At 69.8% G+C, this 24418-nt stretch carries 22 protein-coding genes and 1 pseudogene; 11 read left to right on the top strand and 12 right to left on the bottom strand.

The features are described from left to right. Window positions 1-156 precede the first annotated feature (156 nt). The 5 genes from AB0I81_RS01020 to AB0I81_RS01040 all read left to right on the top strand — a co-directional run bounded on the left by AB0I81_RS01020 (window position 157) and on the right by AB0I81_RS01040 (window position 7249). Window positions 157-1371 (top strand): bifunctional glycosyltransferase family 2/GtrA family protein, encoded by a 1215-nt coding sequence (locus tag AB0I81_RS01020; RefSeq protein WP_360647755.1) that lies wholly within the window; start codon window positions 157-159, stop codon window positions 1369-1371. Between the two features lie 95 nt (window positions 1372-1466). Beyond that, window positions 1467-3368: a glycosyltransferase family 39 protein gene (locus tag AB0I81_RS01025; RefSeq protein ID WP_360647758.1), complete on the top strand. Its 1902-nt coding sequence runs from the start codon at window positions 1467-1469 to the stop codon at window positions 3366-3368. Window positions 3369-3377: 9 nt separating this feature from the next. Further along, the gene (locus AB0I81_RS01030) at window positions 3378-5345 is read left to right on the top strand and encodes a glycosyltransferase family 39 protein (RefSeq protein ID WP_360647761.1); all 1968 of its coding nucleotides are present in this window, start codon (window positions 3378-3380) and stop codon (window positions 5343-5345) included. A 79-nt stretch (window positions 5346-5424) separates the two neighbouring features. After that, on the top strand, window positions 5425-6120 hold the full coding sequence (locus AB0I81_RS01035) for a response regulator transcription factor (protein ID WP_360647764.1): 696 nt from the start codon (window positions 5425-5427) through the stop codon (window positions 6118-6120). Beyond that, a complete protein-coding gene (locus AB0I81_RS01040; RefSeq protein ID WP_360647767.1) occupies window positions 6113-7249 on the top strand; it encodes a HAMP domain-containing sensor histidine kinase in 1137 nt (378 codons plus the stop codon). The genes AB0I81_RS01035 and AB0I81_RS01040 overlap by 8 nt, the downstream gene beginning before the upstream one ends. Before the next feature lie 389 nt (window positions 7250-7638). Here AB0I81_RS01040 and AB0I81_RS01045 read toward each other — a convergent pair whose 3' ends face one another. Then, window positions 7639-8748 (bottom strand): serine hydrolase domain-containing protein, encoded by a 1110-nt coding sequence (locus AB0I81_RS01045; RefSeq protein ID WP_360647770.1) that lies wholly within the window; start codon window positions 8746-8748, stop codon window positions 7639-7641. A gap of 202 nt (window positions 8749-8950) precedes the next feature. Between AB0I81_RS01045 and AB0I81_RS01050 the strand changes: the two genes are divergently transcribed. Further along, a complete protein-coding gene (locus tag AB0I81_RS01050; RefSeq protein WP_360647773.1) occupies window positions 8951-9280 on the top strand; it encodes a hypothetical protein in 330 nt (109 codons plus the stop codon). 44 nt (window positions 9281-9324) lie between these two features. Here AB0I81_RS01050 and AB0I81_RS01055 read toward each other — a convergent pair whose 3' ends face one another. Both AB0I81_RS01055 and AB0I81_RS01060 read right to left on the bottom strand, forming a co-directional pair. Beyond that, window positions 9325-9951, bottom strand: a complete 627-nt coding sequence (locus AB0I81_RS01055) for a TetR family transcriptional regulator (protein WP_360647777.1) — start codon at window positions 9949-9951, stop codon at window positions 9325-9327. Window positions 9952-9974: 23 nt separating this feature from the next. Further along, window positions 9975-10829 carry an alpha/beta hydrolase gene (locus AB0I81_RS01060; RefSeq protein WP_360647780.1) on the bottom strand — a complete coding sequence of 285 codons (855 nt, stop codon included), beginning with the start codon at window positions 10827-10829 and terminating at the stop codon, window positions 9975-9977. Window positions 10830-11015: 186 nt separating this feature from the next. Here AB0I81_RS01060 and AB0I81_RS01065 point away from each other — a divergent pair, with 186 nt between their 5' ends. Next, window positions 11016-12404, top strand: coding sequence for an endonuclease/exonuclease/phosphatase family protein (locus AB0I81_RS01065; RefSeq protein WP_360647783.1), 1389 nt, complete (start codon window positions 11016-11018; stop codon window positions 12402-12404). A 120-nt stretch (window positions 12405-12524) separates the two neighbouring features. On the opposite strand, the pseudogene AB0I81_RS01070 reads toward AB0I81_RS01065, so the two are convergent. Continuing rightward, window positions 12525-12596: pseudogene (locus tag AB0I81_RS01070) on the bottom strand (hypothetical protein); the annotation flags it as partial. A 68-nt stretch (window positions 12597-12664) separates the two neighbouring features. Between AB0I81_RS01070 and AB0I81_RS01075 the strand changes: the two are divergent. Then, window positions 12665-12964: a hypothetical protein gene (locus AB0I81_RS01075; RefSeq protein ID WP_360647786.1), complete on the top strand. Its 300-nt coding sequence runs from the start codon at window positions 12665-12667 to the stop codon at window positions 12962-12964. A 33-nt stretch (window positions 12965-12997) separates the two neighbouring features. Beyond that, window positions 12998-13714, top strand: coding sequence for a helix-turn-helix domain-containing protein (locus AB0I81_RS01080; RefSeq protein WP_360647789.1), 717 nt, complete (start codon window positions 12998-13000; stop codon window positions 13712-13714). Window positions 13715-13769: 55 nt separating this feature from the next. Here AB0I81_RS01080 and AB0I81_RS01085 read toward each other — a convergent pair whose 3' ends face one another. Together AB0I81_RS01085 and AB0I81_RS01090 are read right to left on the bottom strand one after the other, a co-directional pair. After that, on the bottom strand, window positions 13770-14333 hold the full coding sequence (locus tag AB0I81_RS01085) for a DinB family protein (protein ID WP_360647792.1): 564 nt from the start codon (window positions 14331-14333) through the stop codon (window positions 13770-13772). A gap of 364 nt (window positions 14334-14697) precedes the next feature. Next, window positions 14698-15555, bottom strand: coding sequence for a helix-turn-helix domain-containing protein (locus tag AB0I81_RS01090; RefSeq protein ID WP_360650147.1), 858 nt, complete (start codon window positions 15553-15555; stop codon window positions 14698-14700). Between the two features lie 98 nt (window positions 15556-15653). On the opposite strand from AB0I81_RS01090, the gene AB0I81_RS01095 reads away from it, so the two are divergent. Beyond that, window positions 15654-16028 (top strand): histidine phosphatase family protein, encoded by a 375-nt coding sequence (locus AB0I81_RS01095; protein WP_360647795.1) that lies wholly within the window; start codon window positions 15654-15656, stop codon window positions 16026-16028. A 110-nt stretch (window positions 16029-16138) separates the two neighbouring features. Here AB0I81_RS01095 and AB0I81_RS01100 read toward each other — a convergent pair whose 3' ends face one another. Then, window positions 16139-16951 carry an inositol monophosphatase family protein gene (locus AB0I81_RS01100; RefSeq protein WP_360647798.1) on the bottom strand — a complete coding sequence of 271 codons (813 nt, stop codon included), beginning with the start codon at window positions 16949-16951 and terminating at the stop codon, window positions 16139-16141. 361 nt (window positions 16952-17312) lie between these two features. Between AB0I81_RS01100 and AB0I81_RS01105 the strand changes: the two genes are divergently transcribed. After that, a complete protein-coding gene (locus AB0I81_RS01105; RefSeq protein WP_360647801.1) occupies window positions 17313-17996 on the top strand; it encodes an alpha/beta hydrolase-fold protein in 684 nt (227 codons plus the stop codon). A 289-nt stretch (window positions 17997-18285) separates the two neighbouring features. Here AB0I81_RS01105 and AB0I81_RS01110 read toward each other — a convergent pair whose 3' ends face one another. The 5 genes from AB0I81_RS01110 to AB0I81_RS01130 form a co-directional block, all read right to left on the bottom strand. Beyond that, window positions 18286-18861, bottom strand: a complete 576-nt coding sequence (locus AB0I81_RS01110) for a hypothetical protein (protein WP_360647803.1) — start codon at window positions 18859-18861, stop codon at window positions 18286-18288. Between the two features lie 300 nt (window positions 18862-19161). Further along, window positions 19162-21285 (bottom strand): family 43 glycosylhydrolase, encoded by a 2124-nt coding sequence (locus AB0I81_RS01115; protein ID WP_360647806.1) that lies wholly within the window; start codon window positions 21283-21285, stop codon window positions 19162-19164. Between the two features lie 3 nt (window positions 21286-21288). Beyond that, window positions 21289-22098 (bottom strand): carbohydrate ABC transporter permease, encoded by an 810-nt coding sequence (locus AB0I81_RS01120; protein ID WP_360647809.1) that lies wholly within the window; start codon window positions 22096-22098, stop codon window positions 21289-21291. After that, window positions 22095-23018, bottom strand: a complete 924-nt coding sequence (locus AB0I81_RS01125) for a sugar ABC transporter permease (RefSeq protein WP_360647812.1) — start codon at window positions 23016-23018, stop codon at window positions 22095-22097. The genes AB0I81_RS01120 and AB0I81_RS01125 overlap by 4 nt, the downstream gene beginning before the upstream one ends. Continuing rightward, window positions 23018-24346 (bottom strand): ABC transporter substrate-binding protein, encoded by a 1329-nt coding sequence (locus tag AB0I81_RS01130; protein WP_360647815.1) that lies wholly within the window; start codon window positions 24344-24346, stop codon window positions 23018-23020. The genes AB0I81_RS01125 and AB0I81_RS01130 overlap by 1 nt, the downstream gene beginning before the upstream one ends. Window positions 24347-24418: the final 72 nt, after the last annotated feature.

Consider the following 24418-nt stretch of genomic DNA (forward strand, 5'->3'; position numbering starts at 1 on the left):
ACTGCCGGCACGGGCGCGTCGTAGGCGCGGGATCGTGCTCGTCAGTCCGTCGATCTCCGGCGACTCGCCTGCCCAGTCGAAACGTCGCCGATGAGGCCGAGCCGCCGACTCCCACGGCCGCCCTTCGAGGAGCAGACAGAGCGAGGAGACCTTGGCGTGGATCCCCTGGTGGAGATCGCCATCCCCGTCTACAACGAGAAACACGTGCTGGCGCACAGTGTGCGCCGCTTGCACCGCTATCTGGAGGAGACCTTCCCCTATCGGTTCCAGATCACGATCGCCGACAACGCCAGCATCGACGGGACCTGGCAGGCGGCGCTGGAGCTGGAGGCCGCGCTGCCACACGTACGGGCGGTGCGACTGGAGCAGAAGGGCCGGGGACGTGCGCTGCGGCATGTGTGGAGCCGCAGCGACGCCGACGTGGTCGCCTACATGGACGTGGACCTGTCCACCGACCTGGACGCGTTCCTGCCGCTCGTGGCGCCGCTGATCTCCGGGCACAGCGATCTGGCGATCGGGTCCCGGCTGACCCGCGGGTCGGCGGTGGTGCGCGGCCCGAAACGGGAGCTGATCTCCCGCTGTTACAACGTGTTGCTGCGTACGACGCTGGCGGCCCGCTTCACCGACGCCCAATGCGGCTTCAAGGCCGCCCGGACCGTGGTCGCGCGGGCGTTGCTGCCGTCGGTGCAGGACGAGAAGTGGTTCTTCGACACCGAGTTGCTGCTGCTGGCCGAGTGCAACGGGCTGCGCATCCACGAGGTGCCGGTGGACTGGGTCGACGACCCCGACAGCCGCGTGGACGTGCTGCAGACCGCGCTGGACGACCTGAAGGGCATGGCCCGGGTGGCGCGTCGCATGCTGACGGGCGCGTTCCGCGCCCCGGTGGAGGGCCGGCCGCGCCCGCGACTGCCGGCGGGGATGGCCCGGCAACTGCCGGCCTTCGCGATCATCGGCGTGTTCAGCACGATCGCCCAGCTCGTGTTGTTCGTGCTGCTGCGCACGGTGATGGGGCCGCTGTGGGCGAACGCGGCCTCGCTGGTGATCACCACCATCGGCAACACCGCCGCCAACCGCCGCTTCACCTTCGGCGTGACCGGGCCGGAGCGGGCGTTCCGGCAGCAGCTTGAGGGCGGTGTGGCGTTCCTGCTCGGGCTGGCGCTGAGCACCGGCGGCCTGGCGCTGCTCCACGCGCTGGCGCCAGAGGCGTCACGTGCCGTCGAGATCGCCGCGTTGGTGACCGCCAACGGGGTCGCGACGCTGGTGCGGTTCATGCTGATGCGCGTCTGGATCTTCCATCCGCGGCGCCTGGGCCGCCGGCCGGCGCCGGCCGAGGCGAGCCTCTACTCGGGCAGAAAAGACGAGGTTCGATGACCACCTCCGCACATCAGTCGCCAACGCTCCCCGATCCGACAGGCAACAGGACTCGCGGGAGCCACCGCCTGCGTGCCGGAGTCGGGCGGCTGGTCTTGGGCGGGCCTGACGATCCACGCTGGTCGCGTCCCGCGCTGTGGGGCGTGCTGCTGGCGGCCTTCGTGCTGTACGCGTGGAACCTGTCCGCGGCCGGCCACGCCAACTCCTACTACTCGGCGGCGGTCATGAGCGGCACCGAGAGCTGGAAGGCGTTCTTCTTCGGCTCGCTGGACTCGGAGTCGTTCATCACCGTGGACAAGCCCCCGATGGCGCTGTGGGCGATGGGCCTGTTCGCCCGCGTCCTGGGATTCGGGACGTGGAGCCTGATGTTGCCGCAGGTGCTGGCCGGGGTGGCCGCCGTCGCGGTGCTGCACGCCACGGTGCGGCGCGCGGCCGGGCCCCCGGCGGCGCTGATCGCCGCCGGGGTGCTGGCGCTGACGCCGATCACGGTCGCCATCAACCGCGAGAACGCCCCCGACCCGTTGCTGGTGCTGTTCCTGGTGCTGGCCGCGTGGGCGTGCCAGCGCGCGATCGAGACGGGACGCCTGAGCTGGCTGCTGGCCTCGGCGGTGTTCGTGGGGTGCGGGTTCAACACCAAGATGCTGCAGGCGTTCGTGGTCGTCCCGGCACTGGCGCCGGCCTATCTGGTGGCGGCCGGGCCGGACGTGCGGCGCCGGCTCCGGCAACTGCCGGCGGCCGGTGCGGCGCTGGCGGCGTCGAGTTGCTGGTGGATGGTGGTGGTCGACCTGATCCCGTCCGGGAGCCGCCCGTTCATCGGCGGCAGCACGGACGGAACCGTGTGGGACGTGGTCATCGGCTTCAACGGCCTGGGCCGGATCTTCGGTGAGGGAGGGAGTTCCGGCGGCGGCGGTTACGGCGGGGGCAGCGGTGGTTTCGGTGGCGCGGCGGGCGCGGGACGGTTGTTCAACGACATCGTCGGCGGCCAGATCTCCTGGCTGCTGCCGTTCGCGGTGCTCGCGCTGGTGGCGGGGCTGGTGCTGCTGCGGAAGCGGCCGCGCACCGATTTGGCGCGGGCCGCACTGGTGCTGTGGGGCGGCTGGCTGGCCGTGCATTGTCTGGTGTTCAGCTTCGCCGGGGGCGTGTTCCACCCGTACTACACCACGGCACTGGCCCCCGCGATCGCCGCACTGGCCGGCTCGGGCGGGGTGCTGCTGTACGGCGCGTACCGGCGGTCGGTCCGCTGGTCGTGGGTGCTGCCGGTGGGCGTGGCGGCCACGGGCGCGTGGTCGTTCGTGCTGCTGAACCGCACTCCCGAGTGGAATCCGTGGCTGCCCTGGGTGGTCGTGGCGGCGACCGTGGTGGCGGTGCCGGCGCTGGTGGCCGCAAGACTGCCGTGGCGGCGCGGCCGTGGGATCGCCGTCGCGTCGGTGGCGTTCACGCTGGTCGCGGCTCTGGCTGGCCCGGGAGCGTACGCGTCGGCGACCGCGTTCGGCGGTGCGGATCACTCGTACGGCAACGCGCTGGCGGGGCCGTCCACGGAGCAGGGCCGGAACGGTCAGGCCCCTGGAATGCGGCAGGCGGGGGGCGGCGGCGTGCGCGTGGTCGGCGGGCCGGCCGCTGAGTTGAGCCCCGAGCTGATCGGCTACCTGCGGCGGAACCGGGGCGACGCGCGCTGGCTGGTCGCGGTGTCGGCTGCCCAGCAGGCCGCGGGCATCATCTTGTCGACCGGCGAGCCGGTGATCGCGATGGGCGGCTTCACCGGGCAGGACCCGGCGATGACGGTGGCCAAACTGCGGGAGCACATCAAGAACGGCGAGCTGCGCCACATCCTGCTCAACGCGTCGGCCACGGGTCCGGCCGGTCCCCGCAAGGGTGCGATCTCGGCTGTCGCGGAGTGGGTGCGGCAGAACGGCACCCTGATCGACGCCGGCGAGTACGGGGGTTCCGGCGGGTCCGCCTCGAAGGGCGCCGGGCAGCAGCTGTACCGGTTGGGCTGAGGAGCATCCATGGCGGAATTGACGCGAATCCTGTCCGTTGCCCGGCTGCGTGCCAGATCCGGCGGGGGTGACCCGGCCTGGGCCCGGCCCGCGCTTGCGGTACTGCTGGCAGGCACGGCCGGGCTGTACATGTGGGGACTGGGCGCCTCGGAGTGGGCGAACTCGTTCTACTCGGCCGCGGCGCAGGCCGGGGCGAGTAGCTGGAAGGCGTTCTTCTTCGGCTCCTCCGACGCGGCGAACGCCATCACCGTGGACAAGACACCCGCCGCGTTGTGGCCGATGGCGCTCTCCGCGCGGTTGTTCGGGGTGAACTCGTGGAGCATCCTGCTGCCGCAGGCGGTGATGGGCGTGGCGACGGTGGCGACCGTGTACGCGGCCGTGCGGCGCGCGCTGGCCGGCACCGTGCCCGCGCGTGTCGAGGCGGGCGCAGGGCTGCTGGCCGGTGCGGTGCTGGCGTTGACGCCGGTGGCCACGCTGATGTTCCGGTTCAACAACCCGGACGCCTTGCTGGTGCTGATGCTCACGATGGCGGCGTACGCGCTGGTGCGCGCCCAGGCGGAGGCGAGTACCCGATGGCTGGTGGTGTGCGGGGCGTGCGTGGGGGCGGGGTTCCTGGCCAAGATGATGCAGGCGTTCCTGGTCCTGCCCGCCTTCGGGTTGGTGTACCTGCTGGCCGCGCCGACGCCGCTGCGGCGCAGGATCTGGCAGCTGGCCCTGGCCGCGGCGGCGATGGTGGCGGCCGCCGGCTGGTGGGTGGCCATCGTCGCGCTGGTGCCGGCCGGCGCTCGTCCCTACATCGGCGGGTCACAGGGCAACAGCGTCCTGGAACTGGCCTTGGGCTACAACGGGCTGGGCCGGCTCAATGGCGAGGAGGTGGGAGGGCTGGGCAACACCAACGACGACGCCGGGTGGGGCCGCATGTTCGGCCACGCCAACGGCGGCCAGATCTCCTGGCTGCTGCCGGCCGCGCTTGTCCTGCTGATCATCGCATCGTGGATGCTGCGGCGTGCGTCGCGTACCGACAGGGTGCGCGCCTCGCTGGGACTGTGGGGTGGGTGGCTGCTGGTCACCGGCGTGGTGTTCAGCCTGATGCAGGGCATCTTCCACCAGTACTACACCGTGGCGCTGGCCCCGGCGCTCGCCGCTCTGGTCGGGTTGGGAACCGGCCTGCTGTGGCCGCGGCGGCGCACGGTGGCGGGCGCGGCCACGCTGGCGGCGGTCGTGGCGGTCACGGCGGCGTGGTCCTGCGCGCTGCTGCGGCGCACCCCCGATTGGCATCCGTGGCTGGGCCCGGTCGTTGTCGTGGGTGGCCTGGTCGCGGCCGGGGTGCTGTTGAGAGCCGCCTACCTGCCGGCACGTGCGGTCGCGGCGGCGGCCACGGCGGCTGTGCTGGTGTCGCTGGCGGGGCCGGCCGCGTACGCACAGGAGACGGTAGCCTCCCCGCGCAGCGGGGTGATCGTGACCGCCGGGCCCACCGTCGCTTCAGGCGCCGGTCTGATGCGGACGGGAACGGGCCGGGGGAAACAACAAGGTGGCACGGCGCGACCCGGTCCCGTGGGCAGTGACGGCGAGGGCGTCCCACAAGGCCGCAAGGTCGTCCTCATGCGCTCCTCGCCTCCCCCCAACGCTGAACTGGTGGCGCTGCTGAACACGGACGCTGGCTCCTACCGGTGGCCCGCCGCGACGTTGACGTCCCTCAACGCCGCGGTGTACCAGCTGGCCACCCGAACGCCGGTGATGGCGATCGGCGGCTTCAACGGCACCGACCCGGCTCCCACACTGGAGCTGTTCCAGAGGTATGTGGCCCAGAAGCAGATCCACTACTTCGTGGACGGCGGCGGGATGGGCTCCGCCGGCAACGGCCGTCCCCATGGCGGCAGCGATGCCGCCCAGCGGATCGCCGAGTGGGTGAAGACCCACTTCACCGTCCGCACCGTCGGTACCGCCAAGGTCTACGACCTCACGACACCCGCCTGATGCCGCGATGGAGGGAACACGCCGGGGGCGAGGTCGGTGGCATACGTTGGCGATATGCCGTGCCGCCTAGGTTTACGTCATGCGCGTACTGATCGTGGAGGACGAGCCCTACCTGGCCGAAGCAGTCCGTGACGGCCTCCGGCTGGAGGCGATCGCCGCCGACATCGCCGGCGACGGCGACGCCGCCCTGGAACTGCTCAGCGTCAACTCCTACGACCTCGCGGTTCTCGACCGTGACATCCCCGGCCCTTCCGGCGACGAGGTCGCCTGCCGGATCGTCGCCTCCGGCAGCGGCATCCCCATCCTCATGCTCACCGCCGCCGACCGGATCGACGACAAGGCCTCCGGGTTCGAGCTCGGGGCCGACGACTATCTCACCAAACCGTTCGAGCTTCGAGAGCTCGTCCTGCGGCTGAGGGCGCTGGACCGCAGGCGGGCGTACGCCCGCCCCCCGGTCATCGAGATCGGGGGCCTGCGGCTGGACACCTTCCGCCGGGAGGTCTTCCGCGACGGGCGCTATGTGGCGCTCACCCGCAAGCAGTTCGCCGTGCTCAACGTCCTCGTCGCCGCCGAGGGCGGTGTCGTCAGCGCCGAAGAGCTACTGGAGCGGGCCTGGGACGCCAACGCCGACCCCTTCACCAACGCCGTCCGCATCACCGTCTCCGCCCTGCGCAAACGACTCGGCGAACCCTGGCTCATCGCCACGGTGCCCGGCGTGGGCTACCGAATCGACAGCGGCATGGACCCCGTCCACCCTGACCGCACCCGTGGATAGACGCCCAGGGCTCAGTGCCCGTCTGAAACTCACCATCAGCTACGCCGGATTCCTCCTTCTCGCCGGTGCGCTCCTGCTGGCCGTGGTGTGGGTGTTCCTGCTGCGCTACGTACCCGACCGGGTCAGCATCATGGCCCCCATATACGTGCCCAACCGCACTGACCTCCTGCACCTCTTCCTCCCCGCCGCGGCCGTGGCACTGACCTTCCTCCTGGTGTTCGGCCTCATGGGAGGATGGGTGCTCGCCGGCCGGATGCTCGCACCACTGACCCGGATCGCGGACGCGGCGCGGCTGGCCGCCAACGGATCGCTCTCCCACCGGATCCGGCTACCGGGCAGCGAGGACGAGTTCCGCGAACTGGCCGACGTGTTCGACGCCATGCTCGAACAACTCGAATCCCACGTCGGCCGGCATCAACGGTTCGCCGCCAACGCCTCCCACGAACTACGCACCCCGCTGGCGATCTCGCGGGCACTCCTCGACGTCGCCCGCAACGACCCCCCGCAGGGCCAGGCCGAACTCATCGAACGCCTCAGCTCCGTCAACACGCGGGCGATCGATCTCACCGAGGCCCTCCTGCTGCTCAGCCGCAGCGACCGAGGCAGCTTCAATCCCGAGCCCGTCGACCTGTCCCTCATGGCCGAAGAAGCCGCGGAAACGTTGCTTCCCCTCGCGGAGAGGCGCCAGATCGCGCTCGAGGTCACCGGCGGGAAGGCATGGTCCACCGGATCCGCGGCGCTCCTGCTGCGGATGGTGAGCAACCTCGTCCAGAACGCCATCGTCCACAACCTCCCCAGCAGGGGCACCGTCACGGTCCACACCGAATCGCGGCGCGACGCGAGCGTGCTGCGGGTCGAGAACACCGGCCATCGGATCCCGGCGGAACTCGTACCGACGCTCACCGAACCCTTCCAACGCGGAACCCAACGCGCACGCATCGACGACCACGCGGGCGTCGGCCTCGGGCTGGCCATCGTGCACAGCATCGTCCGGGCACACGACGGGACACTCGACCTCACGCCCCGCCCCACCGGTGGGCTCCTCGTCACGATCCGGCTTCCCCGCACCGCGCAAGCATCGCCCCGAACGGCTGGCGGCGTCGCCGCCACCAGCGCGCCGTCTTGCTGAACGGTCGTTTGAGCAAGGCGGCGCGGCCTGAGCACGGTCCCCGGCGTCTACACCCTGGTCGCGTCAATCCGATCCCGTTCGTGAGAGAGGGTGACCGCGCAAGACGCGGCCCGGCCCACGGCACGGGCAGGGGAGACAGGCGATGAATGAGCGCGAGGAACTGGCCGCGCTGCTGCCGCCGCTGCGGCACGAGCTGCCCGAGGGCCGCAGACGAGCACTCAGGGAGCAGGTCATGAGGCAGATCACCACCCACGAACGATCGACGCGACGCCGCAGGAGAGGTACCACGGTGGCCCTACTGATCGCCGGTCCGGACGCTGCCTTCCGACACCGAGTTGCGGAACCTACACGCTCTCGGGATGACTACGCAGGCTTCTGGCAGCCGTGCATCATTTGGCGGGGCACAGCACGGCTTCGGCCGCTGTTTTCGTGAGTTCTCTGATCGCGGCGTTGTCCGGGTTGGTCAGCGTGGCGGACACGGCGAACTGCACGCGCCCGTCGGTCGTCGTGAACGTGATGGCGTGGAAGCCGGGCGCGCCCCCCGTGGCACCGGAGATCTCGAGCCCGCTGCCCGCGCAGGGCCGATCGGCTCCGGGCGAACCCCCGCCCAGGATGGAGCGCCTCAACTCCCGCATCTCCGCCGACAGCAGGTCGCCCCGGGCGAAGGCGCTCTGAAAGGCGCTGATGTCGCGCGTGGTCGAGACGACGCCGCCGGCCGCCCACAGCACGCTCGCGTTCAACCGGTCGACATCGCGGAGCCTGCCCTGCTCGTCGGGATGGTATCCGTGCCCGTGCGGGCCCCGGATGCCCTCGGGGGGCTTGGTGGGCAGGTAGCTGCGGCTCATGTCCAGCGGCCCGAAGATCCGCCGGTCGAGCTCGTCGGCCAGGGTCCGTCCGGTCAGTCTCTCGATGATCATGCCGAGCAGGATGTAGTTGGTGTTGGAGTAGCTGAACGCCTGGCCCGGCTCCTGCTCGCGCTCAAGGGCGCGCGACAGCTTCACCAGGTCGGCCGGGCGGTAGTAGGTCGTGAAGTCGAAAGGGGACGGTGTGCCGGTGCCGCCGAGGTAGTTGGGGATGCCGGAGGTGTGCGCGAGCAGCTGCCGGACGGTGATCTGATCGGCCAGCTCCACCAGATCCCGTTCGGCCGTCTCCGGCAGGACCTCGCTCAGCTTGTCGTCCACGCCGAGCTTGTTCTCGCCGATGAGCTGCAGTACGACGGTGGCGACCATCTGCTTGGTCTGGGAGCCGACACGGTAGCGGGAGTCGGCGGGGATCTTGCCACCGCCAGTCAGCAGGCGGGTTCCGGCCGAGCCCTGGTCGATCCGTTCGCCGTCGACATAGACCGCGCCGATGGCGCCCACCACCAGCTCGGACCCGGCCAGCTCGGACAGCGCCTCCTGCACATCGCCGTAGCGGGCGTCGGCGGCGGCGGGAACGGCGCTGAGGGTCAGCATGGCGCAGGCCAGGCCGGCGACGCGCGCCGCGAATGAGTGATGCACGACGAACTCCTTGGTGTCGGTCGGCGCGGTGCGAGAGCCCCGAGGGCGGTTGCGCACCGCGATGCGTTGCCGGTCTTTCTAGGCGGGTCAACGTTTCTTCGCTGTTTCGCGGCAGACCCGGCGGCCACGCGGAAACGACCGGCTGATAGACCTGTCGGCATCGACTCGGCCTCTGCGCGATCCGCAAGGAGAGGAACGCATCGTGAATCTTGTGAAGGCCGCCGACGACCTCAGCGCCTTTCAGCGGGCGCTGGACACGTACAAGTTGCTGACGAACGAGGAGCTGGCGGCGCTCAACGCCGGCCGGTCACCCATGGATCCCCGCTCACCCAGCCTCAAGGTGTGCGAGGGTCAGGCCGAGTACAGCGCCGTCAAGGGCAGCTCGCCCGGCTTCAACACCCTCACCTTCGGCTCGCGGGACGGGCGGGTCCAGCTCGTCATGTCCCTCACCCTGGCCACCGTCCACCGCGATCCCGCCATCGACGCACTCGCCGCCAAGGCCGGGGACGCCATCCTCTGCCCCCAGCAGTGACGCAGGGTGAACTGGTGGCGACATGCCGGGAATGACGGCAGTCTTCAGGCGGGACGGGCGCGGGTCGCAAGGAAGACGAGCGTGTCCGCCAGCAGCCCGCTCTGCCGTTCGCAACTGCTCTCGTCGTTGGTCTCGGCCAGTTCCAGGACCAGGCCGTCCATGCGATGGATGAGGAATCGGGCCAGGTCGTGGATGGGGATCGCCGGTTCGATGCCGTCCTCGCGGGCGGCGGCGGCCAGGTTGTCCTGGATGAGGCCGCCGCCGAGTGGTCCGTTGACCATCGCCCAGATGTTGCCGTTGTCCGGCTGCGGAATCACGCTCTTCCTGTTGCGGATGACCCACAGCGTCAGTTCCATGAGCGCGAGATGCAGCCCGAGATGGTCGCGAACCCACCGCCAGTACGTGGCGACGATCGATCGCAGGGTCGCCTCAAGGCCCTCGCCGGGGTCGAGATTGCCGAACGCGGTCTCCATCGTGGTGCGGGCCCGTTCGAGGATGAGCATGTTCATCTCGTTCTTGCTGCGGAAACAGTAGTGGATCGTACCCAGCGGCGCCTGGGCCTTCTCGGCGATACGGCGGGTGGTGGCCCGCGCGAGCCCCTCGGTGGCGATCACTTCGATGGCCGCGTCGATGATGAGGCGTCGCCGTTCGTCGGCCGCCAGGTATGCCACGATCACTGCTCCAAAGTCGAGGACTACTCGACGATAAAGGAGCGGAGGAGCGCCATGAGCCGCTCGCCCTCGCTGCCGGGGATCATGTGCCCGGAGTGCTCGAAGATCTCATAACCGGCCAGTACGGACGGGGGCAGGCTGTCCGCGATCTCCTGGGCCGACGCCAGCGGGGTGATCGGGTCGCGGGAGCCTGCCAGGATCAGGGTCGGGCAGCGGACGGCGGCGAGCGCGGGCCGCAGATCGAACGGCCGGCCGGACAGGAAGCTCAGGGTGAGTCCGATGTTGGGGATCATCCGGCTCATCATCTGTATGTCGGCTGCGCTGGGAAAGGACGGGCCGGGGCTGTACAGCGGCGCGCAGTGCCGCCCATAGGCCGCGAACGCCTCCATGGTGCCTTCGGTGAGCAGGGCCTTGGCCGCCATCGCCGCCTCTTCCCCGCCTTCGGCGCGGAAGCTTTCGACGATCAGGTCCCGGTCCCATCGTGCGACGGTGCTCTGCAGGATCAGTTTCGCGGGGTGGTCGGGGTAGCGGGAGGCGTAGTTCATGGCGACGGTGCCGCCGAAGGACCAGCCCAGGACGATCGGCTTGGTGATGCCGAGGGTCTCGCAGAGGGCGTGGACGTCGTCGGCCCACTGGTCGAGGTTCCAGGTCGCGGGGTCGGAATCTTGGCTGCGTCCGTTGCCGCGCTGGTCGACGTAGACGATCTGGGCCACGTCGGCGAGCCGGCCGTAGTCCGGTTTGAAGATCGAGTGGTCATGGCCGGGGCCGCCGTGGAGCAGCAGGAGAGTCGGTGCCTCCCGCATGGTGTCTCCGTCCGGCACGAGGCCGGGGCCTTCGATGTCGATGTACAACGACGTGCCGTTCACCAATACGCGCATGGGCATCTCCCGAATATGGACACTTGACCAACTTCGTTGATCAGTGTGGTCCGCCCCCTCGGCCGTTGTCAAAGCGGCGGGGACCGCGCGGGGCGCGGATGGCGACGCGCATCCGGCACCCGCCAATTCCGCCCTGGACCCCGATAAGATCATCCAGGTCTGCCCCCCGCGACAGATGGATGGCCCATGAGACGGTATGCGAGCACGAAGGCCCTCGCGGCCCTCACTGCCCTGGTCCTGACCTTCCTCCTCACACCCATCACCCAGGCGGCGCGGGCCGCCGACGCCACCACCGCGAAATCCGCCGGCCGCAAGTACGCGCTGGTGTCGCAGGGCACCGGCAAGTACGTCACCGCGCAGCTCGGCCTCACCGGCAACCAGTACGGCAGGCTGCGCGCCACGGCCGACCGCGTCGGCTCCTGGGAGACGTTCACCCTGCACACCGACACACGCGGCGCGAGCACCGCACTCCGCCTGGAGGCCAACGGCCGCTACGTCTCAGCCGAGTTCGCCGACGGCGGCACCCGCAAGGGCATGCTGCGCGCCCGCCAGGACGGCTCGATCGGCTCCTGGGAGAGGTTCACTCTCGTGCCGGCGGGACAGGGCACGTACGCGCTCAAATACACCCACGAGGGTGCGACGCGCTACGTCTCCGCCGAGGTCAACGCCACCGGCGAGGACCAGGGGCTGCTGCGCGCCCGGGCCACCGGCATCGGCGCCTGGGAGCGCTTCTCCCTCCGTGAACTGCCGAACGCGGCGACGACCACGCCCGCCGCCGCACAGGCCCGCGACCTCAAGGTCATGTCCTGGAACGTCTGCGCCAACAACGGCGACTGCCCCATGTACGCCACGACCGAATCCGAATTCGCCGCCACCGTCACCGCCGCCGCGGACGCCGCCGGCCGACCTCAAGTGATCTTCCTCCAGGAGTTCTGCGAGAAGCTGGCCAAACCCCTGGAACTGGCGCTGGAGGCCAGGCCGGGGTCCGGCGGCTGGGACGTGCGCTTCGCCCCCATCCAGCACGAAGTCACCGGCACCGGCCTCCCGGCACGCAAGACCTGCGCCAAGAACCGCGGCGCGTACGGCGTCGCACTGGCGGTACCGGACGAGAACACCTGGTACGAGGCCGTCGAACTGCCGTCCCCGCCCGGCAAGGAACAGCGCACCGCGCTCTGCGCCACCGTGGAGTCCTGGGCCGTCATCGCCTGCACCGCCCACTTCAGCACCGGCGGAACCGGCTACGACGACCCCGGCAGGACCTACCAGGTACGCCAGGTCGCAGCCCTGACGGACGCTCTCGCGGCACGGCCGGGCTTCCGGCCGATCTTCGGCGGCGACCTCAACGCCACCCCCGCCGTCACCCCGCAGACGGGCGGCGCCCCGGTGCTGAACGGCTTCTACGAGCGTCACACGGAATGCGACCAGGGAACGGACCGGCCCACCAAGGACGACCTCAAACTCGACTACCTGTTCGCTCCGCGGAACGCGTCGTGGACGTCGTGCGCCATCGCGACCTCGACCGGCCCCTCCGACCACCACGCGATCTGGGGCACAGTCCACCTCCCCGCGTCCTGACCCGCACCGCCCTTGCGTTCCTGACCGGCACCCAGTCCGCCGCCGACGTCCATTGCCCAGTTCGGCCAGGTCGGCGGCCAGGTCGGCGAGCCAGGAGGACAGCGGTCCCGCGCAGTCGTAGCGGAAGGCGGCGGTGGCGGCGAAGACCTGGAGGTCGCCGGTGTAGCCGAGGCGTTCGCCGCGTTGGGGCAGTCGGTGGGCAGGTCCACGTAGTTGCCCCGATCGGCGACGCCGCCTGGTGCGTCACTCTGTACGCGGGCATGGGCGCCTCCAGCGGCATCGCCGGAGCCGACCTGCTGGGCACCATGGTGCAGCGCCATCCCGCCGATCTGCCCGCCGCGCCGGCCGCCTGGGAGCGGAAGATGCGGCCGTTCATCCACACCGAGCAGGACAGCGCCCTCCTCATGCGCAAGATCTTCACCCCGCACGACCGCAGGGAACACCTCACGCGCGGCGCGATGCTGCGTATCATGCATGCCCCGGTCCTCGGCCCCGCGATGAGAAAGATCATGAAGGGGCCGGACATGAGCAACAAGGAACTGGACGTCGCCGCCGCCTGAGACGTCCCGACGAACGAAAGAGGCCCGATCCCGGTGCACCAGCTGGTCGAACACCACTCGCGCAAGGCCGCCCGCATCCTGGACAGCGCCCGCGAGCTGGTGCTCGACCACGGCGCCGCCAAGGTCACGGTGTCGGAGATCAGCCGCGCGGCAGGCGTCGGCAAGGGCACCGTCTACCTGTACTGGCCGAGCAAGGAAGACCTCATCCGCGGCCTGTTCGCCCGTGACCTGTTCACGATCCTGGAGACGGGCATCGCCCGTGTCACCACCGACCCGGCCACCGTGCAGCCCCGCCACCTGGCCACGCTGTTGCTGCGCACCACGCACCGGCTCCCGCTGGCCCAACGCCTGCAACGCGGTGACGCGGACCTGCTGCGGATCCTCATGCAGGACGCCGGCGACCGTGATCTGTTCGCCCGCACCCAACCGGCCGCCATGTGCCGGCAGGTCATGCCGATCCTGCGCCGGCACGGCCTGATCCGCCACGACCGGCCCCTGCCCGACCAGGTCTACGCTCTGCACGCCGTGCTCACCGGGTTCTTCGCCGCCGTCTCCGCCCCGGCCTCCGCGCCGCCCGCCGACGACCCGTACACGGTGCTCGCCGACACCGTCGCCCTGCTGCTCGAACCGTCCGGCCCGCCCGCCGAAGCCGCCCTCGCCGCGGCAGCGGATCAGACCCTCGCCGTCCTGCGGGAGACCCGGGACGCGATCCTGGACTACATCGACCGCAGCCAGTCCCCCGACCGCTGATCCGCCTGCCCACGCCGCCGGGTGTTTCGGCCCGGATCCTTCTGTCAGGAGGAAGTCATATTCGGCGTGGTACGGCTCCGTCCTGCCAGCGGTAGAGGTCGCGCAGCAGGGAAATCTCGGCGCCGTGATGGATCAGCTCCCTGTTGACGTGCAGGACGATGCCCTCCATGGGAAACTGCTCGGGACCCACCGTGGGCGGATTCTCCAGGTCAGCGTCCGAGAGTTCGCGGACCCCCGCGTTCCATCTCCCATACATCTCATCGAGCTGTTTCAGCGCCTCGTCAGCGGTCCCCGCGTAGGCGAATGTCTGGGAGTCCACGTCCTGGCCGCCGAAGTGCCATCCGACCCGATAGCCCAGGCACGAGACGATGATGTGCGCCAGCCGCCAGGCGATCGTGGTCACCGGCGCCGGCACCGGGTCAGGGGACGCGAAATCCACCGTCCACTCCCCCGAACCCGCCGGCATCGGTGCGGCCGAGGTGCCACGTGGGCGGATGCTCCAGCAGCCGCGCACCGGCTCCCAGAAGTACTCCTCATCGGTAAGACCGTCCAGCCGCGGCCGCAGGTTCTTGCGCCAGTGCCGGTCCAGCTGATCCGCGAGTCGCTCGCTTCTTGTCATTTCCGCACGCTACAGACAACGGGGACCTGGCTGCGCGGCTTCCCAACTCTTGAGAGAAGAACTCGAATACATGAAACTTGACCGCTGCGGCGCGTGAGCATGTTGGAAAGGGGCGCGCCGTAGACCATCAGGAGGTCTGGCTTCGTTATCGGGTTTCGGGGGAGCCGGGCCGGTCGAGCTCCAGTACGGCAGGGCAGGTTCCTGGCAACGGAACGCGGAGTGGGTGTTTCCGAGCGCGCCGATCGGGATGGTCCCGCTGAACGCCGGCGTCATGAGGCCGGCGCGGTCCAGGGGCCGGTGATCTGACGTCCCTCAAGGTGCTCGGCGAACTCCAGATCCGAAGCTCCGGAGAAGTCGACGCTGATCACCGTGACGTCGAGGCGGTGCGGATCGCCGGCCCCAGGACCGATGCGCTGTCCAGGCCCCCGCTGGAGATCGCCCCGGAGGGCAGAGCCGTCTGGACGCGCTTGCACGTCCCCGGTCTGGTCCATGCCGTTGAAACGAGCCACAGGACGACGGTGGTGTCGCCCGTCGTCAGCAGGGCCCTGCCGGCGCCGTCCCCCGGCAGCAGCGGGCGTACCTGCCCCTCCGAGGCGGCGTTGTCCAGCACGACGAGAACGCGCCGGTCCCGTAGCAGCGACCGGTACGTCGAGGCGCGCCCGGAGACGTCGTGCGGGATCCGCTGTTCGGCGACGCCGAGTGCCCGGAGCAGCCTGGCCAGCGCCTCGTCGGCGGCGAGGGGCTGCGGGGAGATGCCGAACAGGTCGATGAAGTACGTCCCGTCAGGGAAGTTCGCCCGCAAGGCGTGCGCGGCCCGTACGGCAAGCGTGGTCTTGCCCAGCCCGGCGGGGCCCGTGATGAGCCCGGTGCCTGCCGGGGAAGCGTGCAGGAGGTCGTCCGTCCAGGCCAGCTCGGCGGAACGGCCGGTGAAGTCATCAACGGGGCTGGGCAGCTCGCACAGGCCGGCCGGACGCCACCAGTGATCGCGCAGGCGCCCCTCCCGCGCCGTCTCGACCAGCTCCTTACGGGCCGCCTCGTCCAGATCGAGCGCGTCCGCCAGAGCGGTCACGGTACGGTGCTGCGGCCCCTTGCTGCGGCCGCGCTCCATGTCCGACAAGGTCCGGGCGCTGACTCCGGACGCCTCGGCGAGTTGCTCCAGCGTCAGGCGGGCCGCGTGCCGATGGCGGCGCAGCAGGTCCGCGAAGCTGGGCGAGGCTGTGATGGGGGGCTCTCCTCGTCAGGTCATGCCGCAGCGGCCCGGGGCGGTGCCGCGTCTCCACTGTAGTCATCCGTGCCGGGATTTCGATCTTGAAGGGGTACGTGACATCAGCAAGGTGCGGGAGTAAGCCGGGGGTTCGATCCCTGGCCCGGCACGGCGAAGCGGCAGACGGGAAGCTGACCGAGAAAGGCAAGGAGCAGGCCCGGCTGCCGGGTCGGAGGCTGATGAACGTGCCTCTCACCGCCGTTCATCACAACCCGCTGCGCCGTGCCGGCGAGACCGCGCAGTTGGTCGGCCGGGAACCCGACGGGATACCCGCGCACGAATGCGAGCTCGCGGGTGACTACGTCCCCTACTTCCCGGCGCGGTCGGAGCTGCCGGAGGACAACGCGGACTTCCTGCTCGGTTGGCTGAGCGACGTCACGCCGGAGGAGCGCGAGCAGGGCCCGGAGCCGGCCCGTCGAGCTCTGGACTAGCGCCCCATACCGGGCGGGCGGGAGCACCTCCCAGGCTGCTCAGGTGGAGACCCGATGTGCCGCGATCACGAGCAGGACGATCGCCCCGGCCACCATGATCGCATCGCTGGTCAGGCTGAAGCTGAATGGCGGGACCGTTGATCACCGATGAGGGCCAGCAGCGCCGTGTGAGTCTCATCGTCGGCTGCTACGACCAGCCCGCCCGTGCCGGTGTGCGGCGGATGGCCGTCGATGCCGGTCACCACGCATCCGGCGGCCCGGCACAGCGCGATGCCGGCGGCGAAGTGCACGCTGTCACGCAGTTGGCCGTCGGTGACGTAGGCCGCTCGCCGACCGGCGGCAACCCAGGCCACCGCCAAGGAGGTGGAGACGACACGCGGGCGGAACCGCTCGGCGAACCCGGGGCCGGCCAGTAGAGCGGCAGCGCGAAACTCAGGCGCGTTCGGGAACGGCGGGTCAAGATTCACGTCTACCAGCCCGGAGGCCGGCGACGGCTTGAGCGGCTCGTCCACGCCATCTCGGCGGACGTGTGCGTCGGCACCGTCGGTCCAGAACACCTCACCGGAGAACGGGTCGGCCACGGCGGCCACAGTGACACCCGAACCCACACGCAGAGCTACGTTCACCCCGACCAGCATGTTCCGCACGGCGTAATTCAGCGTGCCGCACAACGGGTCCACCAGCCACATCCGCTCGGCCTCCGCCGATCCCGTACGCCCACTCTCCTCGCCGGTCACGGCATCGCCGGGCCGGGCGTCACGAATGACGTCGAAGATGGCCTTCTCGGCCTCTATATCGGCTTCCGTGGCGAAGTCACCGCCGGTTTTTTCCAAGCGGGCGAGCGACGCGCCGAACATCGTACGCACGACCGCTGCTCCTGCTTGCGCCGCCGAACGGGCCACATCAACGTCGGGAATCAGCATGGATCGCAGGATAGAGCAGACAGATCGACCGTCACGATGCGATCAACCCGGTCCAGCATAACGTGGGTGGCCCCGGCGACCAACTGCCGGCGGGTGAGCCCGGCCAGGACGCGCTTCCGTCAGCGCCATCCGGACTCGCTCAACTATGTGGTCCAGGGCAGAGTGATTGTTTGTCGCCGGCCGGGTGCGGTGCCGCTTCGTCGGCTGGCGGGTGCCGCAGAACGTGCTGGGCTGATGGATCCCAGTCCTGCGAAGACATCCACTACCGCGCAGAGATCAGCTCGGCTACTGTCGCCCCCAGCCGGATAACCCGGTCTCCGGCCAACCGGCACGGGTTCACTCTCAAGGATCGGGATTCGAAATGCGTGACCAGCGGGCTGCGGGAGAGGTCGTCACCGAGACGTTCGATTACGACGGTGGTCGGCAGGTCACGGTGTACATTCCGGCGGATCCGCCCGAGGCCGTCGTGTTCGCTGGTGACGGTCAGATGATCTCGCAATGGGGTGGAGACCTTGAGGCGGCCGGCGTACCGTCCACGATGATCGTCGGGGTGCACCGCTCGGCCGATGAGACGCTGCGGCTCCATGAGTACTCACCGGGCTTTGACCAGGAACGGTTCGCGGCACACGAGCGGTTCTTTGTTGAGGATGTCCGCCGATGGGTGTCGGCGCGATTCGGAGTTGTGCTGCCCGCCGAGCGCAACGCGGTGTTCGGGGTTTCGGCGGGTGGAGAGTTGGCGCTCGCGATGGGGGTTCGGCATCCGGACGTGTACGGTGCGGTCTTCTGTGCCTCGCCGGGCGCGGGTTATCGGCCGCCGGCTGTGATGCCGGGTTCGGTTCCGCGCGCGTACCTTGTTGCCGGCACGCTGGAGCCGTTCTTTCTTGAGAACGCGGCCCGGTGGGCGGGTGCGCTGCGCGATGCTGGTGCGGACGTTGTCATGACGGAGCGGGCCGGGTCGCATGGGGGTGCGTTCTGGCGTGAGGAGTTTCCGTTGATGGTGGCGTGGGCGTTTGGGCCGGGAAGCGGCGCGATGGCCGAAGGCTGATGATCGCCCGCCGAGCGCTCCTTCGCCGCTGCCGAGCACCCGGTAGGTAGGGTGCCGGCCGGGGCGCAGGATGTCAGTGGTGCATGGCACTGTGGCGTCCATGAATGTGAGTGTGCGTGAAGCAGTCCGCGATGCCGGACGAGCTGACAGTCCAGGACGGTGCGCCTGCCGGTGATCACATCCCTCACGAATGCCGGCCATGGGCGATCGGGACGAGGACGTGGGGATTCTTGCCCTGTGTCAGCAGAGCACCGTCCTTGAACGCCGGCCAGACCACGATGTGGAGAGGCTATCCCTGCTTCTGGGTGATCTTGCTTGGGCCGGCGGGCTCGTCGATCTCCCATGGCCGGGGCCACTGGCCGGAGGGCGGTGGCGGGCCGGCGATGCCGAGATCGCGGCGGGCGCTGGCATAGAAGGCGTCGCGGGCGCGGCTCATCGCGCCCACGGCGCTGATCCAGCCATCGGGGTCGCTGCGCATGCCCTTGGCATAGAGCTCAACGTTCCAGACCGCTTCGTGCCAGGTACGGGCCGCGGCCACGGTCGCCGCGTCGCCCACCAGCAGTACCGACTCCCACTCGGCGGCCCGCTTGGTCTCGGCCTCGTCGAGCTGAGCGAGCCCCTCCTCGATGCCTATCGGGTTGCCGGTGCGGGGTAAACCGCGGGCAGCGCCGAGACGCTGGGCGAGGTGGATCTGGATCTTCAGGAGGTGGGCATAGCGGGCGTAGCTCTGGAAGCGTTCGGTGTCCCAACGCTCGGTTCTCGCGCGGCGCCAGCGGCCGCGTTCGGTGAGGCTGGAGGCGGCGTAGGAGCCGACCGCACCGACGACCACGCCCAAGAGGGCGGGTAGCTGGTCAACGAAGGACATCGTTCCCCCTGCGATCATGCAAAGCGATCCCGGCCGTCCGTATGCCCAGTGCCGCCTGAGCGAGGCCCGACGTCAGCGAAGGTGAGGAACCGGTGGATACTCGTGGACACTCGCTCCAATCACTGGCTGATCATGAGCCTACCCGGCCCCGGACGGGAGCACGCGCAGGGAAAACCGCGAAGCTGCTCGGCGCTGCGCGGTATCCCCCGCCCCCGCCCGGCCAAGACACCGACCCGTGGTAGACGGTCTACGTGAGCACCTGCCGGAACCGGCTGCGGTCAGGTGGGCTCAAGGCGCAGGTCAGGCTGCTCGGTAGAGGCGCAGGTAGTCGAAGTCGGCGTTGACGGCCGGCTGTGCTCCTCCGTGGGCGATCAGACCGATGCGCACCGCCGTGTCCTTGGGGAAGGTCCACACGCCGCCCCAGGTCCAGGTCCTGCCGTCGCGGCTGGAGCCGGCGCGGAACTCGTGCTCGCCGTTGACCGGGTCCACGTGGTGCGCCAGCCGCAGCCAGGTGGTCCTGGCAGGAGGGCCGACGATGTTGCCGCCGTAGGACAGGCGGTCGGCGAAGGTCAGTTCGCGGCCGTACTCGACCTGGCGGGTGTTCCAGATGGCGACCTGGGACAGGCGGGCGAAGTCGTCGTCGGAGGCGTAGGCGACCAGCCCGGCCTGCTGGTGGTTGCGCACGGTGTCCTCGCCGAGGTCGAGCGTGACCTTGGTCTCCACGACGTAGTCGCCCTCGGGGGCCGAGCGCAGCAGCGCCGACGCCTTGTTGCCGGTCCCGACCAGGTCGGCGCCCTGGACGGGCCAGCGCAGCACGCCCTCCTCGGTCCTGGCCGCGGCGTCCTGCCGTACCCAGGTCCAGCCGGGGCCGAGCGGCCCGTTGAACTCGTCGGCGTCCAGCAGCCTGCCCGCGCGCGGCGTCGGCGCCGCCTTGGTGACGGCCTTGAACAGCGGGGCGGCGGAGACGTTGTCGAAGTCCGCTCCCCCGTCGGCGACCAGGGCGATCGGGCCGGACGCGCGGCCGGTGACGGTGAGGCTCGCCTGCGGGTCACGCAGCCGGGCCTCGGTCACCTCGGCGGTGATCGTCCGTCCCTTGACGGTGACGGCCAGGTTGTGCCAGGTCGTGACCCCTCCGGGCAGCGCCACCGTACGGGACGTGCCGCCCGAGGTGAGCGTCAGCCCGTCCGGCGAAACGACCGCGGTGGTGCCGCCGATGCGGATTCCGGCGCTCTTGTCCGTTCTGAGGTCGGTCTCGACGCGGACGTCCCCGCCGAGCGATCTGCGGCTGATGAGCGTGCCCTGACCACGGAGATGCCCATCCCGTACGCTCCAGCCGCCCGTGTTCCGCCAGCCCGACAGATCACCCGCGAACCGATCGTCCACGACCCCGCGGGTCACCGGCGTCTCCCGCGAGCGCTCGGAAGGCCCGGCCCCCGCGCGCACGACCGGCCAGCCGTCGATCCAGTCCAGCCGGTCCAGCAGCATGGGCCGCTCGTTGATCCCGTACGGCTCGTCCAGGAACGGGTCGTTTCGGTCGATGGCGTGGTAGAGCATCCAGTCCTGACCGGAAAGGTCGGTGAGCTGGGCGTGGTGGCCGACGCCGATGAAGCGGTTGCCGTTCTGGTCCAGGACGGGGGTGCCGCCGGCGCGTGAGGCCAGCAGCGGCACGCCGTCGCGGTCGACGAACGGCCCGAGCGGGCTCGTCGAGCGCCCGGCCCGCACCGAGTAGCCGGTGGTCGGCCCGGCGCAGCAGTTCGCCGAGGAGCCGAGCAGGTAGTAGTAGCCGTCGCGGCGCACCACGTACGCGCCCTCGAACTTGTTGTCGATCGCGACCTGCTGCGGCTGCCCGGTGGCGCGCAGCCCGTCGGCGGACAACTCGGTCACCCACAGGCCGCCGAAGAACCCGCCGAAGTACAGGTACTTGCGCCCGTCCACGTCGGTGAACTGCGAGGGGTCGATCGTGTTCCAGTACGAGTCACCCGAGGGCCGCGGGGCGACGACGGGGGCGTCGATGTGTGTCCACGGCCCGGCCGGGGTGGGCGCGGTGGCGGCGCCGATTGAGTAGTCCCAGTTGGCGGGGGTGGTGGCGGTGTTGGTGACGGTGAAGTACATGACGTACCGGCCGTCGAGGTAACGGATGTCCGGCGCCCAGAGCAGGCTGTCCGGCGCCGCGTACGGCGGCATGTCGCCCGGCCCGAACGCGTCGCCCACGTAGGTCCAGTTGACCAGGTCGCCGGAGCGGGCGATCGGCAGCCTGTGCTGGACCTTCTCGCCTTCGCGCAGCGGGTCCGACGTGCCGTAGGAGTACCAGTAGCCGTCCTGTCCCCTGATCACCGCCGGGTCGGCGAAGGTGTCGGAGAAGGAGCCGGACACCGGATTGGTGAACAGGGAGAGGATCAGCGTGGCGATGACAGCCAAGTGCATGTGTCAGCCTTTCAGGCCGCTACGGGAGATGCCTTCGATGACGTACCGCTGGGTGAGACTGAAGAGGATCAGGACGGGCACGCTGGCCAGCACCGCGCCCGCCATGATCACCGGATAGTGGATCGTGTACGCGCCCTGCAGGATCGACAGGCCCGGCGGCAGCGTGAAGTACTCGGGGCTGAAGATCACGTAGATCGGCCAGATGAAGTCGTTCCAGTTGGACAGGAAGCTCAGCACGGCCAGCGTGGCCAGCGCGGGCCGCGAGAGCGGCAGCGTGATCCGCCAGAAGATGTGCCAGTGGTTGGCGCCCTCCATCAGCGCGGCCTCGTCCAGCTCGCGCGGCAGCCCGAGGAAGAACTGCCGCAGGAAGAACACCCCGAACGCGCCCGCCGCGCCGGGCACGATGAGCGCCGTCAGGCTGTCCAGCCAGCCGAGCCGGTCGACGATCAGGAACTGCGGGATGAGGAAGACGAACCCCGGCACCAGCAGCGTGCCGACGATCATCGCGAACATCAGTTGTTTGCCGCGGAACTCCAGCCTGGCCAGCGCGTACGCGGCCAGCGACGCCACCGCGAGCACCAGCAGCATGTGCGCCGTGGCGGCGATGAGGCTGTTGGCGAACCAGCGCAGCACCGGCGTGTCCGTGGTGCCCTCGAAGACCGTCCCGTACGCGGTCGTGGTCGGCTCGGCGGGCAGCAGCGTGGGCGGCACCCGGGTGGCCTCGGTCTGCGACTTGAACGACACGCCCAGCGCCCACACCAGCGGGCCCACGAACAACACGGCGAGGGCCAGCAGGCCCGTGTAGCGCTTCATGACCGGCTCCGGAACAGCCGGAAGTTGACCACGCTGATCAGGATGAGCAGCAGCGTGAGCAGGTAGCTCATGGCCGACGCGCTGCCCATCTTGTACTCCCTGAGCCCCTGCTGGAGCATATACATGATCGCGGTCCGCGTCTCCCCGCCCGGCGACCCCTGGGTCAGCAGGTACGACTGCCCGAACATGTTCGCCGAGGCCAGGATCGTGGTCGTCACCACGAACAGCGCGACGGGCCGCAACCCCGGCAGTGTGACGTGGGCGAACTCGCCCCACCGCCCCGCGCCGTCCACCTTCGCCGCGTCGTACAACTCGCGCGGGATGTCCTGCATCCCGGCCAGGTAGATCACCGCGTTGAACCCGAGCGTCCACCAGACCGTCACCCCGACCAGCGCGATCCAGGCCCACGGCGTCGCGGTGGTCCAGGGGATCGGCGTGCCGAGAATCCAGTCGACCAGGCCCAGGTTCGGGTCGAGCAGCAGCCGCCACATCAGGCACACCACCGCCACGCCCAGCACGAACGGCGCAAAGAACAGCCCCCGGAACAACGTCCTGCCCCGGAAGGGCCGGTTGAGCAGCAGCGCCACCCCGAGCGGCAACACGACCAGGAACGGCACGCTGAACACCGTGAAGATCCCGGTCGCCCGCATCGACATCCAGAAGTCGCCGTGGACGGGCGACTGCCCGTCGAACAGCGCCGCGTAGTTGTCCAGGCCGACGAACGGCTTGCCCTCCAGCAGGTAGTCCCAGTCGTGCAGGCTCACCCAGATCCCGAACAGGGCCGGGGCCAGCACGAACACGAGGAACAGGATCAGGTACGGCGCCAGGAACAGGTACGGCGTGGCCTTGCCCGACCGGGGAACGCGCACCTCCCGGCCCGGTGTCAGCCGCGCCGCCCCTTTCACCGAGGTCGCGACCATCAGGCGCCGTACTTCTTCCGGTTGGCCTCAAGGATCTTGTCGGCCTTGGCCGCGGCCTCCGTGAGCGCGTCCTTGGGGCTCTTCTTGAGCAGGATCGCCGAGTTGATCGCCTGGTCGACGACCGCGGAGGCGTCGCCGATGCCCGCCACCGACGGCAGGAAGTACAGGTAGTCGATCTGCGTGCCGATCGTGGCCTGCTCCTTCAGCGCCGCGAACTCCGCGCCCTCGCGGATCGACTTGCGGGCCGGCACCTGGCCGCCCTTGGCCCACTCCAGCGAGTGGCCGCTGATCCAGTTGATGAACACCTTGGCCGCGGTCAGCTTGTTCTGGTCGGGTGTGCGCTGCTTGAACACCACGAACTGGTGCGAGCCCGCCCACGCCGCCGGTTCCGGGCCGATCTGCGGAAGCGGCGCGACACCCCACTCCAGGTCCTTGATCTCCTTGAGCGTGTTGATGGACCAGATGCCGTTCCAGTTGAACGCGGCCTTGCCGTTCTGCAGGGCGATGAAGTCGGCGTCCTGGCCGACGTTCTTGGGGCTGTAGCCCTTGTTGACGAGGTCGACGAGCCAGGTCAGGGCCTGTACGCCGGGCTCCTCGGCGAAGCGCGAGACGCCGGCGTCGTCGGCGAAGAGCTGCCCGCCGTGCTGGCAGAGCAGCGTCCCGAACTGCATGCTTCCGGTGAACGGGAACGGCGTGGCCCAGTGCCCCTGGATGCCCGCCTTCTTCAGCTCCTCCAGCGCCGCCATGTACTCCGCGACGGTCTTGGGCGGTTGCTCCGGGTCGAGCCCGGCCTTCTTCATGACCGCTTTGTTGTAGAACATGCCGAGCGGGTGCACATCGAGCGGGATCGAGTAGCGCGCCCCCTTGTAGACGCCGGCCTTCCAGACCGGCGGGGAGAAGTCGGCCTCGGTGAGGCTGAGCGCGTTGGCCACGTCGTCGAGGGGCAGGACCACCTGCCGCGCCGCGTTGGTGGCGACGCTGTCCACGTGCATGATGCCGAGATCAGGGCCTTGACCCGCGGAGACGGCCGCGGGAACCTTCGCGTAGTAGTCGGCCCACTGGTAGACGTTCATCGACACCTTGATGTTCTGGTGCTCGGCGTTGAACTGGTCCACCAGCTTCTTCATGACCGGGCCGTCGCCGCCGGTGAAGCCGTTCCAGAATTTCAGCGCGACCGAGGGACCGGTGTACGCGGTTGGGGCCGCGGTGGTGGCCGGCGCCTGCGCCTGCCTGGGCCCGCCTCCTCCGCCGCAACCCGCGGTGCCGAGGGCCAGCGCGCCGAGCCCCAGACCCAGTAAGCGCCGCCTGGAGAGATTGTCGAGGGACATGCCAGATCACTCCTGCCCATGAGGTTACGGACGTTTTACATCGTTGGTTGCAACGATGTAAATCGTCTGGCG

Source organism: Nonomuraea sp. NPDC050404 (genome assembly GCF_040655495.1).
Lineage (GTDB): Bacteria > Actinomycetota > Actinomycetes > Streptosporangiales > Streptosporangiaceae > Nonomuraea.

Coding starts and splice junctions, on each gene's coding strand:
- AB0I81_RS01120 (WP_360647809.1), bottom strand. CDS start 22,098: ATGAAGCGCTACACGGGCCTGCTGGCCCTCGCCGTGTTGTTCGTGGGC.
- AB0I81_RS01100 (WP_360647798.1), bottom strand. CDS start 16,951: ATGCTGATTCCCGACGTTGATGTGGCCCGTTCGGCGGCGCAAGCAGGA.
- AB0I81_RS01035 (WP_360647764.1), top strand. CDS start 5,425: ATGCGCGTACTGATCGTGGAGGACGAGCCCTACCTGGCCGAAGCAGTC.
- AB0I81_RS01125 (WP_360647812.1), bottom strand. CDS start 23,018: ATGGTCGCGACCTCGGTGAAAGGGGCGGCGCGGCTGACACCGGGCCGG.
- AB0I81_RS01105 (WP_360647801.1), top strand. CDS start 17,313: ATGCGTGACCAGCGGGCTGCGGGAGAGGTCGTCACCGAGACGTTCGAT.
- AB0I81_RS01075 (WP_360647786.1), top strand. CDS start 12,665: ATGGGCGCCTCCAGCGGCATCGCCGGAGCCGACCTGCTGGGCACCATG.
- AB0I81_RS01060 (WP_360647780.1), bottom strand. CDS start 10,829: ATGCGCGTATTGGTGAACGGCACGTCGTTGTACATCGACATCGAAGGC.
- AB0I81_RS01085 (WP_360647792.1), bottom strand. CDS start 14,333: ATGACAAGAAGCGAGCGACTCGCGGATCAGCTGGACCGGCACTGGCGC.
- AB0I81_RS01030 (WP_360647761.1), top strand. CDS start 3,378: ATGGCGGAATTGACGCGAATCCTGTCCGTTGCCCGGCTGCGTGCCAGA.
- AB0I81_RS01110 (WP_360647803.1), bottom strand. CDS start 18,861: ATGTCCTTCGTTGACCAGCTACCCGCCCTCTTGGGCGTGGTCGTCGGT.
- AB0I81_RS01115 (WP_360647806.1), bottom strand. CDS start 21,285: ATGCACTTGGCTGTCATCGCCACGCTGATCCTCTCCCTGTTCACCAAT.
- AB0I81_RS01130 (WP_360647815.1), bottom strand. CDS start 24,346: ATGTCCCTCGACAATCTCTCCAGGCGGCGCTTACTGGGTCTGGGGCTC.
- AB0I81_RS01065 (WP_360647783.1), top strand. CDS start 11,016: ATGAGACGGTATGCGAGCACGAAGGCCCTCGCGGCCCTCACTGCCCTG.